Origin of the sequence: Nostoc sp. UCD121, assembly GCF_014222285.1 — a bacterium.
GTDB lineage: Bacteria > Cyanobacteriota > Cyanobacteriia > Cyanobacteriales > Nostocaceae > Nostoc.
The window spans coordinates 1-12,841 of the sequence record NZ_JACKZS010000055.1 but is presented as its reverse complement, the minus strand read 5'-3'; the positions used below and the strand labels follow the sequence as shown (position 1 = coordinate 12,841).

Sequence of the window (12,841 nt, the reverse complement as noted above, 5' to 3'; positions counted from 1 at the left end):
CATAAGTTATGTCTCCAAAGTTGTTGTAAATTAAATAAAAATACTCTTGATACCAGTACTTTTAAAGCTATTGGAAATCTGGTATAGGCTCAAATTTATCTCAGTGTCGTAGCTAATATTTTACTCATTTTCGTAACTGGAACAACTATCCCCTTGCTTAAATAATGAGGTGCTTTTTGGATCGCAGTAAATCCCAGTCGTAAATAAAATCCTTCAGCATAAAGACTAGCAGTTGTAATTACCTTATCTATACCTTGATCGGTTGCTTCATCACAAAAATGTTGAACTAAAGCACGCCCAATCCCTTTACCTTGATATTTAGGATGGACATACAGTCCAATGAGTTCATCAACGATAAAACTAGCAAAACCTATAACAGCATCTCCCTTAATCGCAACTTTGCAAGTTTCCACTTTCATACTCTTCAGAATATTTGAACTATCCGGTTTGTCGCGGTAATTACGCCAAGCTAAAAGTTCTTTTTGAGTGTAGAAAGTTGCAGGCAAAGCTTTGATAGCAGCAATATGAATTGCACTCAGCACCCACGCATCTGTTTCTTGGGCAGGTCGAAGAGATATTTCGTTAGCACTCATAGATTCATGACTGACATTCAGATTATATGTCTGTTTGACTTTTTGGCATGTTATAAGAAAGAAATTTTAGTTGCGTAGGGCGTAGCCCTTCTCCTGTCGGAGACGCTGCGCGTAGCTTGCTTCCACAAAGTGGTACGACTGCGCTCAGGAACCACCCGTCGTAGACATCGCAATCCATCAACTAGCCAAATTCTCAACTGCTTTACTGATATTAGCAGTTTCCAATTGAGTCACACCTCTGTCAGTAATAGAGAACCACTGCAGACGGCTGATACATAAGCTTTGATAATATTATCAGCATAAATTATAATAAGCTCTAATTACCACTAAATCTATCGGCAAACCGTATATTATGGATAAAGCAATAAAATAACCAACTTCAAAAGACATATTTTGAAGTAATCAAGCGATATCTTTTGATATTTAGCTAATTTTGTAGTGCTTATTTTAATAACTTCTCAAAGCTTGCTGATTCGACTATTTACCCAGCTGGAAGCCATTACATTAGAAAGTCAAAAGGAGTAAATGTGATCAACGCCATACAGATTAACGAAAACTTAACGACAACAGGACAAGTTATACCAAAACAGCTTGAGCAAGCTATCCAAGAAGGTTTTAAGTCCGTTCTAAATTTGCGATCGCCTGATGAGCTAGGATTTTCCAAGGATGAGCAAAAATTAGCTGAAGCATTGGGGCTACATTATAAGAATGTTCCACTCAAGGTAGATTTAAAAAACTTGAATGAAGAGGCCATTACCAAAATCCTCACAGCACTCGAAGAAATTCCTAAACCAGCAGTTGTGCATTGTGCAGCAGGGATGCGCTCGACTGGAATTGCACTCTTAAGTATCGCTATCCAGGAAGGATTAACACCAGAAGAAACCTTAGCAAGAGCTAAGAATCTGGGTTTTGGATTCTTTGAACACGCCAGCGTGAGTCCCCGGCTGAAGCAATTATTTGTGGACTACGTTAACAAACACGCCAAGTTAGCTGTGCCTACTTGCTGAAACAGATGTACTAATTGACATCCTCCCCGCCGTGAACGGTCGGGGATTCCTAAGACTCACGACTTAGGTTTCTGCTTCTTTCCCTTTCGACTGCGCTCAAGGCGAGCCTTACGGTTTTTTTGCAACCACCCTTCAGCCTTAAGGCTGTCAGGTCTTATGTTCGCTCCACAGACAAGCCAGCGCGGTCTTCTCTCAAGGGGAGACGCTAAAAGCGATGGGGGTTTCCCCTATGAGTGACTGGCGCTGAAACTGCGAGTCCCGCAGCCAAAATATTCTTACTCGCGTTGATATCCCTGTCGTGATGTGTACTGCATTTTGGCAATCCCACTCTCTGATATTTAGAGGCAGTTTATCTACAATGTGTCCGCATTGTCCACATCGCTTAGAACTCAGGTGCGGCTTTTGACCAAGGTGGTATCGATGGTACTTTTACTCAGGTACAATTAGCGCAACTCAGCAGTGGATTATCACTAAGCCCAACTAATTTTTTGTTGTCTAATCTGTAATATCAAATCCGAATTCGGTTCAATTAACGCATAGATAGCTCATCTAAGTAATTTCCTCTAGGATATTTCACTTGTGTAAGTAGCCCTCAACCTCTCAGTCTGAGGGCATAATTTTGACTTATCCAAGAGACACCCATCAACTTTGTATTAGACTAGAATGTAGGCTGTGCCAAGATTTATGCTTCATCTGGGTACAAAATGCACAATAAAAATCTCTTTTCTTATCTTTTCTCATCAGTAACTTATTTAGATTTCCAAGATATAAATACGTAATCACCATAAGATTTTTATACTAAGTCCGAGGAGTAAAAAAATGCCATTCCAAGTAGTGACGCTCAACTAAACAAACACTATAGTGATTAGATTAATCAACTGTATTGTGTCAGTAAGTTAGCCAAAAAGTCCTTTTCAGCCTGTCAAAAGGCTGGTCAAAGTCAAAAGTTGTGTTTCTCAATCGCGACATAAACTATACCGAAAGTGTCAACTCTTGGTATAGTTTATGTGCATTAAAACAGCAAGCCTCTGAAAAGTCAATTTAGGTCAATAGAAGTTATGGCAAATATCAATGGTACTGATGCTAATGATGTCATTATCATAAGTACAACTAACAATAATAGCCTCTCTGGAGGAGATGGTAATTACATCTTATATAGTGGCGAAGGAGATAATAGCCTAGACGGTGGCTTGGGGAATGATCAACTTTATGCTTCTAACACCACTGGCAACAACATCCTTAAGGGGGGATCTGGAGGTGATTATTTTAATATTAACAATTCTTCTGGGAAAAATTTTTTAGACGGTGGCTCTGAGAATGATGCATTTTCTGCTTCCTATACCACTGGCAACAACACCCTTAATGGAGAAGAAGGAAGTGATTATTTATATATTTATCATTCTTCTGGAAATAACCTTTTAAACGGTGGTTCTGAGAACGATCAACTTTTTGCTGCCCATACCACTGGCAACAACACCCTTAAGGGAGGAACCGGGGATGATGTGTTTGATATTTCTTCTTCTTCTGGAAATAACCTTTTAAGCGGTGGCTTGGGGAACGATCAACTTTATGCTTACAGTGCTAGTGGCAACAACACCCTTAAAGGAGGGAGTGACAACGACTCCTTCCATTTGAGCGCCCCCTCTGTTACTCCCTCTGTTTTAGTGACTCAAACGGTAGATGGAGGTACGGGCGACGACTATTTGTCTATCGATTATAGTAGTTTTACTACTGAGGGAATCACTTCAACTTTCGATACAGTCACTAACCAAGGTTCAATTACAGCTGGGACGTATCAAGTTAACTATAAAAATATTGAACAATTAGATATTTTTGGTACAGCTAACACTGACACTATTCTAGGCAGTAATGGTAACGATTTCCTTTTCGGAAATGATGGCAACGATCTCCTGACTGGAGGCAGAGGCAATGATTATCTATTTGGGGGAGAGGGCACTGATACATTTGCCTTCAATAATTACGATGAAGGTGTTGATAGTCTTTATGACTTCGACCCGATTGTTGAAGTTATTCAGGTTTCGGCTATTGGTTTCGGCGGATCTTTAGTAACAGGCGCACTCTCGACTAGTGAGTTTACCATCGGTTCAGCCGCGACAACGGACGCTCAACGATTTATCTACGACAACGGTACAGGTGCGCTGTTCTTTGACCAAGATGGTAGCGGTGGCGCCTTTACTCAGGTACAATTCGCGCACCTCAGCGATGGATTGTCACTAAGTGCAACTAATTTTGTTGTTGTTTAATTGTACAAAGTCAAAGCGATCGCCCCATAGTACCTTGTGGTTAAAAGTTTTTAGTTGCAGGGTGTAAAGGATGCGATCGCCTTTTTTAGATTAATGGACATTTGTTATAATCCCTTAGATGCTAAATCTTTCAAACCTGCCACGCAGATCGTTTGACGGTAAAATTTCCCTCTAGGACTTATCCCGCCTCAATGACTCCAGAAAAAATCCATGAAGTAGTATTAGACTCAGAAAAACAGCTTAACACCACCCTCACCTCATAAATTGTTAACACCCTTGCTCCCAGACATAACGAAAGTGATACACTACATCCATGCTAGGGGTGCCTACATAACCAGGCTGAGATCACACCCTTAACACCTGAGTCTGGGTAATACCAGCGGAGGGAAGCTGTTTATTGAGGAATCATAATATGCGGACAGAATGGGTTGCTAAACGGCGTGGGCAGGTTAATGTATCGCAAATGCATTACGCCCGCCAAGGTGTCATCACCGAAGAAATGCACTACGTCGCCCAACGAGAAAATCTCCCTGCCGATCTCATTCGTGATGAAGTGGCGCGGGGGCGAATGATTATCCCCGCTAATATTAATCACACTAATTTAGAGCCGATGGCTATTGGTATCGCCTCTAAATGTAAGGTTAATGCTAATATCGGCGCTTCCCCCAACTCTTCTAATCTTCAGGAAGAAGTTGATAAGCTGAATCTGGCGGTGAAGTATGGTGCTGATACCGTGATGGATTTGTCTACAGGCGGCGGTAATTTGGATGAAATTCGTACCGCAATCATTAAAGCTTCACCTGTTCCCATTGGTACGGTGCCGGTTTACCAAGCTTTAGAAAGTGTCCACGGCACAATCGAGAACCTGACTGCTGATGATTTTCTCCATATCATTGAAAAGCACGCCCAGCAGGGGGTAGATTATCAAACTATCCACGCTGGGATTTTGATTGAGCATTTGCCCTTGGTGAGAAACCGCATCACCGGTATTGTCTCTCGTGGCGGCGGTATTTTGGCGCGGTGGATGCTACATCACCACAAGCAAAACCCGCTTTATACCCACTTCCAAGATATTATTGAGATTTTCAAAAGGTACGATGTCTCCTTCAGTTTAGGAGATTCTCTACGTCCTGGCTGCACTCATGATGCTTCAGATGAAGCACAATTAGCTGAATTGAAAACCCTCGGACAGCTAACTCGCAAAGCCTGGGAAGATGATATCCAGGTAATGGTAGAAGGGCCAGGACACGTGCCAATGGATCAAATTGAGTTCAACGTCCGTAAGCAAATGGAAGAGTGTTCTGAAGCACCCTTCTATGTTTTGGGCCCATTGGTGACAGACATTGCCCCCGGTTATGACCACATTACTTCAGCCATTGGAGCAGCGATGGCTGGATGGTACGGTACTGCAATGCTGTGCTATGTAACACCCAAAGAACATTTAGGTCTACCAAATGCCGAAGATGTGCGGAATGGGTTGATTGCCTATAAAATAGCGGCTCATGCGGCTGATATTGCTAGACATCGCCCCGGTGCGAGGGATAGAGATGATGAACTTTCTAAGGCGCGTTACAACTTCGATTGGAACCGTCAGTTTGAATTATCACTCGATCCAGAAAGAGCTAAGGAATATCACGATGAAACTTTACCAGCAGATATCTATAAAACTGCTGAGTTTTGTTCGATGTGTGGGCCTAAGTTCTGCCCAATGCAAACTAAGGTTGATGCTGATGCGCTGACAGAATTAGAGAAGTTCTTGGCGAAAGAGCCTGTGACTCAAAGCTAATTGATATGGGGAATGGGGAATGGGGAATGGGGCATTGGTCAATAATTCTTCTTTCCTTGCCTCCCTTGTTCCCTCTGCCTCCCCTACTCCCTCATCCCCATACTCCCTAACTCAAACGTATTGGCTTAAAATCCCATTTCAATGGTAAAGCTGCGAATCTTTCCTGTATCTGTGCTAGCTTTATCTGCAACTTCCAGAGTCCAGGTTCCTTGGGGACTTTTACCTTTAAAGGCAGCAAGTTTTGGGGTGTTTACCTCGTCATAGGTTGTTTTGATATTATCTGTAGCTCCGCCCTGGCGATCGTGCAGAATAATGGGAAGTATGCCTATTTGTACTGGGGGAAGAAGAGTAACTACAAGATCCCCAATGTAAGTATGCTCGATGTCTACATTAACCTTGATGGATTTCATCAGGCTGGTATTAGCGATCGCCAACGATAATGTTGATGTTTGCAAATCGTTAATTGGGATATCTTGTACTGCCTGGAATCTGCTAATGGGCGATGTTTGCGCCGGCTTGGCCAATTCTACAGCTTTGAGAGCATTGATTCGACCATAACCGTAGAAAGGGCTGCGACCATTGGCATCATATTTACCTCCAACTTGATCGATGCGATCGCAAGAGCGTTTAATAATATCTCGTACTTCATCCCAACGCAGATTTGGGTTTCTGGCAATAATCAATGCTGCGACACCAGCCGCACCAGGACAAGCACTAGAAGTTCCGCCGAATTCGTTTGTGTAGTTACCTCCGGCATCACCCAGATTTACATTACCGGAATTATACCCAAGTACACCAACGCGATCGGTTGTCCAAATTCCAGGGGTTTGAGAACTATCACCATTGTTACTGGGAAAGGCACACCACACCGCCTGACCAAAGTCACTGTAAGCGCTTCTTGTGCCAAAGTCGTTACAAGCCGCGATCGCAATTACCTTTTGGTAGCTGGCGTAGCCATCGTTATCTACACTTTCGTTACCATTGCCAGCCGCGAATAAAATTACACATCCCTTACCGTTACGTCCTTTATTGATTGCAAAGTCCATAGCCAATCTTGTGGAGTCAGGCAAAGGTACTTTTTGCTTGTGTAGAGGATCGTTTGGCTCAAACCAAGTCCCATCTGCTGGGCCCCAACTACAAGAAATCACATCAGCACCATTTTGAGCCGCCCAAATAAAAGCATCTGCTTCATCCTGTGACCCCAACGAGGAAGCTAAACGAATCGGCATCAATTTTGCGCCTGGTGCTACACCTGATGCACCAAATTTCCCGTTGCCACAAGCTACTCCTGCACAAGCTGTCCCGTGGTTATTGTCGTTTCCCGGTCTGGGATTGTCATTTTTACGTGTGACATCACGCGGGGCAACAATCTTTCCAGAGGAACGGAATTCTTCATGATCGAGATCCACACCGTCATCGATAATTGCAATAATTGTTCCTGTGCCATCGCTCAACTTCCAAGCTGCTTCAACGTTGGCATGGGCGTTAATTACCTTACCGTTAATTGTTGTTTGCTTTAAATGCCACTGCTGCGGGAAAATCTGACGTTGGCGTGATTCACGCACTAGTTCAGGATGACACAGTTCGACTGATTCCTCATTCAGAAGTCTCTCGGCGATGTCAAAGATAGCTATACCAGTATTTGTAGGTGCATTGACAAAATAAGCATTTCGTGAGTATTCAAGTTGGCGTTTAATTGTTAAGCTGTAACGTCCCAATATCTCTTGGCAGACCCTTGATTCTTCTTCATTATCGAATTTAACGAAGAGGTTTTCGGTGTAAATTATCGGTTGGCTGGAGGCTGGATCGATCAAGACACGTCCGGCAAATTGGACTTCAGACTCTTGGTTGAGAATTTCACGGGCGCGATCGCGCAAAGCGACACCCTGAGTCGGAACTTTCGCACGCAAAATTTCTACACCCGCTTGTCGAAACCGCGTTGTTAACTCGAATTGATTGAGGATGCTACGAGCTGTGGGTGACACAGGTGCGACTTCAAACGGTCTTGCACCAATTAGAGTACTGCGGCTTTCGGTACGCACTACAACGTGTTCTTCACTGATAGCAAGTTCATACTGTTGACCGTTCTGTCCACCATAGCGAACCTGAACCATAACTTAATCTCCTGGGATATTTGTCTTGAAAATTGGGCATTGGGAAATCGTATTATGCACTACTTGTAAAGCTTGCTATACGCAGTGTGCGTTTTTTAGTTTATGGATGGTTTTTATTTCATGTGTTATATGTGTATTACGACATTAAAAAGATCCAGCTGCAACAGAATTTAATCTCTCTAAAGTTCATACAAACTTTTAATTCGTTTTTCCAGAAAAGAAAAATTCAAAATCAGGCTGTTTTTCGAATCTCCACTATTACTAGGGATATATAGTTTGCATCCCGATAAAAGATTTGTATTCTATACCACTGAAAACGCTATAACATCATTAGAACTTGAGAAAGATGTTTTATTTTCCGGCTGAGTATTTTCTACAGGTGTATTCTTTACCCCTGATTCCTGAAGTGAAATTTCAAAACGACTATTTTTCTGATTATCCTGAACAAATTCGGGTTGGCAGCGATCGCACTGCCATATCTTACACTCGGAAGTCTGGGTACTATGCAATACATTATAATAATCAACCCAAGACGGTAGCACCAGGAGCAATTTTACAACTTAACGATGGTGCGATGTCTACGATGGGCTACGCCTACGCAGTTTTTCCAGGCGAACCCAATCAATCAGAGCAGGGTAAACTGAGTCCAGTTTACACAATAGAACCCAATGGTTCTTTAGCAGTACCAACTGGACTGGTTTTCATCCGCTTTGCTGAAGGCGTTGATGTAAAGTCTCAGCATGAGGCAATTAATCGAGCGGGTTACGAAGTAGTACAAATCCTTGACTATGCGCCTCACGCCGCTTGGTTGCGTGCCCAATCAGGTAATATTGCAGATGCGATCGCAAAGATTCCTCAGCTAGAAGCGATACCAAAAGTTGAGAATATCGAACCTCAGATGCTTATGGAAAGAGGTTTGAGACTAGGGCGTTAGTAATTCGTAATGACGCTCCTACGTCGCTAACGCTGCGCTAACGTAATTCGTAGTTATTTGATGAGCTTATAAAAAAGATGTTTAACAACAGCAATAACCCCCAAGCTAGTATTCTCTACAGACATGGCGACGTTTTAATTAGACATATTGCTAGCTTACCTGTCGGCGCTCAGAAGCGTCTAGGTGCTACTCTCGCTCATGGTGAAATTACAGGACATAGCCATCGCATTCAACAATCCCATGCTGTTCAGTTGTGGGTACATGGTAGTGACCTTTTTCTTGAAGTTAAAGAACCAAATGCCACTTTAGTTCATGAAGAACATCGGGCGATTGAATTACCACAAGGGCTTTACCACGTTTGGAGACAACGCGAATATCGCCCTGATGCCTATGTGGAGGTAGTAGACTAATGCTCAAGATCATGTCTAATGGACGCGTGCCGAATAAACCAATTAAGCAGCGCCCAAACCAAAGCCAAGAGCCTGTATCGGCTGAATATGCTCGAAAACTGATCCTTGAACATCGCGCCTGGGATGGGATGCGCGTTTTAGGACATCTGGATTTAAGCGGGGCGTTGGATCTTTACAATCTACCGGAAAATCTCACCTGTGAAAGTCTTGATATCAGCGGCTGTGTAAACCTCACAACCCTTCCCACAGGACTCCACGTTACTTTTTGGATCGAGTTAGCCGAAAGTGGGATTGCTAGTGTATCTGCGGGGCATGGTTTTGTTTGGCGCTGGCGAGGCGTGGAAGTGACAGATAAGATTGCCTTTGAATCCCAGTCTCTAACAGGGCAAGATATTCTCAATATAGAGAACGTTGAGTTGCGCCGCGTGCTGATTGAGCGTCTGGGATACGAGACATTTTTGCAGCAAGTGGGAGGATTAATCCGCGATCGCGATCGTGATGCTGGTGGAGAACGTCAACTAGTCTACATTCCTTTTGAGGATGACGAGCCGCTTATGGTCTTAAAAGTAACCTGTCCATCTACAGGACATATTCATATCTTGCGGGTTCCCCCTTATATGCGGAATTGTCATCAAGCAGCTGCTTGGATTGCGGGCTTTGATAACCCAGATGATTATCACCCTGCGATCGAGGCATAGTTAGCTCCAAGTACTCTGCGGTTTAAAAGCAATTTATTTAACCGCAGAGGCACAGAGAACGCAGAGATTTTATGAGCTAATTGGTAGTAGTGGGTTGGACAAATCGCTTAATTTCACCACACGCAATATAAGACTTTCCATCAGGTGCTGTTTTGACTTCATCAACGACATAAAGCATCCCTTCCTCACGAACCGATCGCGGAAAACGCATATTCCAATCTGGTTCATAGCCGTCGGAAACCACTCTAGCGCGTAGCTTGCTGCCATCTTTGACACACTGAACAAGAATGCCATCTTTGACAATATCGGTTATGGGAAGATCGGCAGCACTAGCAGGCCCTTTAGAGGCTTTGCCTGTATAAGCTATATTCGATTGTCTAGGGGCAACGAAGATATCTGCTTCACCGGGTTGAGCAAAACGAGTGATATTGCCACGTACACGGTAGAAAGTACCTTCGCTTGAGAGTTCCAGCCCTTCAACAACGTACCTTGCTCCCTCAGCCCGAATACTCCGGGGAAACTGGACATTCTTAGCTGAATCGTAGCCTTCAGAGATGACTTTGACCCGTAGTTTACCCCCATCACGAACGCAATACAATTCAACACCTGAGCCAACTTCATTGACAACCGGCATTGCGTACACTTCATCACCAGCAGTAACACCGCGCCCCACCAGGTCGTTACGATTGCGGTTCATCGTCTGGTAAGACTGATCTCGCAATTCTTTACGTCCGGCATTACCTAAAGCTTTTTGGGCGATTCGACTTGCGAAATACTCAAGTTGATCGATCTCTTCAGCAATTTCAAAATTCTCGTTTAAACCTTTATCCCGCAAATCTTTCACCAGGCTACGCAGGGTTTCTTCTGCTTCCTGGTGTCTGTCATGTTCAGCTAAATCGAGGGCAATCTCTTTAGCCTTAGCGATGGTGAGGCGGCTCAGTTCAAGAGTGATATGGCTTGTAGAGGCAAAAGCGGCTTCCTCAACAGTGCCAACTTTGGCGATAATATCTGCTGTGCCTGAAACGTTTTGAATGAGGTCATTTTGGATAACGTCGGCGCTGTAATGCAGTTTCATCACAGGTAACTCACCAATTTGAGCGCTTGATATCACCAAACTTAAACCGAGAAGTTTGTCTTCACCCTCGTAAAGCTCTCCCAAGCTGATAACAGCTTGACCAGCGTCATTTTGGCTAACTTTTGCAAGACTTAAGGTATCAACAAGACTGACACCTTCAGCCAACTCAAGTTTCACTGTGAGGTTTTGTCCTACCACTGCTCTAAGACTGTCTAGCTCAATACTAAACACTTCACTTGCTTCATCAATGCTTTGAATGAAGTAGAAGTTTCCCCTGGCGGCCCTTGCCATACCAATCAGCAGGTCTTCATTAAAACCCTGAGCAAAACCTAATGTAGTTGTGGTGATACCTTCCTCAGCTTTTTGCCCTGATGTCGCCGTTAGTATCTTGGGGTCTTGAATGCCCATATTGGCGTGACCATCGGTAAGCAAGAGAACACGGTTGATTTTTTGCGGGTCAAGTTGCGTTTTGACGTGTTCACAGCCTTTGAGCCATCCCCCCGATAAGTTGGTAATACCGCCTGCTCTCACTTTGCGGATAGAATCTTTCAGTGTGGCTTTGTTAGTTACAGCTTGGGGTGGTACAACGCTGTCTACTTCATCGTCGTAAACCACTACTGAGAGAATATCATCTGGTTCAAGTTGATCTACCACAGATTCAGCAGCTTTGAGTGCATGATGTAAGGCAGCACCCGCCATAGAGCCGGAACGGTCAATTACAAGAGAAAGGTTAAGGTTCCGTCGGGGAGATTCAGCTATGTCAGGACGAAAACGTAGCAAAATATTAGTCTTTAATGAAGATCCGGCGGGGAGAATAGACTGGTCAAATTCGTAACTTGTCTTAATCATTTTTTATATCCCTCCAAATTGTCTGTGATAAGCTACAAGCTTTATGATGCAAGGATAAAAGCTGCTTTTTTTAGTTTACCCAAAAATCAGTTTATCCAGTGTATAAATGAAGTTTAATGTAAAATTTTATAGCGGCTATATCTCGCCAAGGTTAGCAAAGCTCATCGTAGACATGGCTTTTTCGGCAGAAGTTTGCAATTTACTGACTGCTTACTAGTACTGAAAGGCGATCGCACTGGTCACAATTGCGAGAAACTGAAAGCAGATATATTAGGAGAGGAGAACCTAATGAGCTGGACTAAAGTTCTTGCAGTCGAAGCACTTTCCCCGGGTACGCGAGAAGTGGTGAAAGTTGGCAACCGGAAAATTCTGGTTTTGAATCATGAGAATCAGCTTTATGCTGTAGATAACAACTGTCCCCACTTAAAATTACCGTTGAAAAGTGGGAAAATTACTGAAAGTGGAGCAATTGTTTGTACCTTCCATCGCAGTGCTTTTGACTTGCGGACTGGTGAGGTACAAGGCTGGTGTTCCTGGCCACCTGGTGTAGGTAAAGTACTCTCGTTGGTTTCGCAACCAAAGGCATTACCAGTATTTCCTATTCGTGTGGAAGAAGGTAGTATCTGGGTTGATGTACAAGAGGAATAGCACCCTGTCTCGATTTAATACTATTGGACAAACATCAGAAGTTGTCAGTAGGCTACAAAATGTTACCTAAACTTTTTGCAACGCTTTACCTATTCATTTTTGAGTGACAATAGAAATATTAGAAACGGAGGATTGGCAAAAAACAACCTCCGTTTCTATGGACTTCTCAATGCCTCAATTGAATCTCAAGAATTCTATATGATCGCTACACTTCATCCAATAGTTGTATCTTGTTATTGGTCAGAAATACCCTAAGACAAATTTCCCTTTATCACTTACATACCTGAACGAATTCACGTAGTTGCACTGACTTTGATTGCGTTATAAACTTGTGCCAATTGGGAACTATATGATTGGAGATAAATTCAATTATTTAAATTATTTTTTATTTGTAATAAGTAAGTCGGTGAGAAAAATTCAATGTATATGAAGAAATATAAATTAGCTGTAGGGTGTGTTATGC

Annotated in this window: 10 protein-coding genes and 1 riboswitch; of the genes, 7 read left to right on the top strand and 3 right to left on the bottom strand. The window is 43.2% G+C overall.

What is annotated here, in order from left to right:
- Positions 1–95 precede the first annotated feature (95 nt).
- Positions 96–593 (bottom strand): GNAT family N-acetyltransferase, encoded by a 498-nt coding sequence (locus GNF10_RS14090; RefSeq protein ID WP_185585699.1) that lies wholly within the window; start codon positions 591–593, stop codon positions 96–98.
- Positions 594–1,120: 527 nt separating this feature from the next.
- On the opposite strand from GNF10_RS14090, the gene GNF10_RS14085 reads away from it, so the two are divergent.
- From GNF10_RS14085 to thiC, 3 genes are all read left to right on the top strand, one after another.
- Positions 1,121–1,600 (top strand): sulfur transferase domain-containing protein, encoded by a 480-nt coding sequence (locus GNF10_RS14085; RefSeq protein WP_185585700.1) that lies wholly within the window; start codon positions 1,121–1,123, stop codon positions 1,598–1,600.
- 1,058 nt (positions 1,601–2,658) lie between these two features.
- Complete coding sequence (locus GNF10_RS14075) at positions 2,659–3,864, top strand: calcium-binding protein (protein ID WP_185585701.1); 1,206 nt, start codon at positions 2,659–2,661, stop codon at positions 3,862–3,864.
- 308 nt (positions 3,865–4,172) lie between these two features.
- A riboswitch (TPP riboswitch) is annotated at positions 4,173–4,269 on the top strand.
- Between the two features lie 7 nt (positions 4,270–4,276).
- Positions 4,277–5,650: a phosphomethylpyrimidine synthase gene (gene thiC / locus GNF10_RS14070; RefSeq protein WP_185585702.1), complete on the top strand. Its 1,374-nt coding sequence runs from the start codon at positions 4,277–4,279 to the stop codon at positions 5,648–5,650.
- Between the two features lie 125 nt (positions 5,651–5,775).
- Here the strand turns inward: thiC and GNF10_RS14065 are convergent, their stop codons facing one another.
- A complete protein-coding gene (locus GNF10_RS14065) occupies positions 5,776–7,764 on the bottom strand; it encodes a S8 family serine peptidase (protein WP_185585703.1) in 1,989 nt (662 codons plus the stop codon).
- 346 nt (positions 7,765–8,110) lie between these two features.
- Between GNF10_RS14065 and GNF10_RS14060 the strand changes: the two genes are divergently transcribed.
- The 3 genes from GNF10_RS14060 to GNF10_RS14050 all read left to right on the top strand — a co-directional run bounded on the left by GNF10_RS14060 (position 8,111) and on the right by GNF10_RS14050 (position 9,806).
- Positions 8,111–8,698, top strand: coding sequence for a hypothetical protein (locus GNF10_RS14060; RefSeq protein ID WP_185585704.1), 588 nt, complete (start codon positions 8,111–8,113; stop codon positions 8,696–8,698).
- Between the two features lie 77 nt (positions 8,699–8,775).
- On the top strand, positions 8,776–9,108 hold the full coding sequence (locus GNF10_RS14055) for a hypothetical protein (protein WP_185585705.1): 333 nt from the start codon (positions 8,776–8,778) through the stop codon (positions 9,106–9,108).
- Positions 9,108–9,806 (top strand): DUF6745 domain-containing protein, encoded by a 699-nt coding sequence (locus tag GNF10_RS14050; RefSeq protein ID WP_185585706.1) that lies wholly within the window; start codon positions 9,108–9,110, stop codon positions 9,804–9,806. Before GNF10_RS14055 ends, GNF10_RS14050 begins: the two co-directional genes overlap by 1 nt.
- Positions 9,807–9,882: 76 nt before the next feature.
- Here GNF10_RS14050 and GNF10_RS14045 read toward each other — a convergent pair whose 3' ends face one another.
- On the bottom strand, positions 9,883–11,730 hold the full coding sequence (locus GNF10_RS14045) for a VWA domain-containing protein (protein ID WP_185585707.1): 1,848 nt from the start codon (positions 11,728–11,730) through the stop codon (positions 9,883–9,885).
- Positions 11,731–12,018: 288 nt separating this feature from the next.
- Between GNF10_RS14045 and GNF10_RS14040 the strand changes: the two genes are divergently transcribed.
- Positions 12,019–12,378, top strand: a complete 360-nt coding sequence (locus tag GNF10_RS14040) for a Rieske (2Fe-2S) protein (protein WP_185585708.1) — start codon at positions 12,019–12,021, stop codon at positions 12,376–12,378.
- The last annotated feature ends 463 nt before the right edge of the window (positions 12,379–12,841 follow it).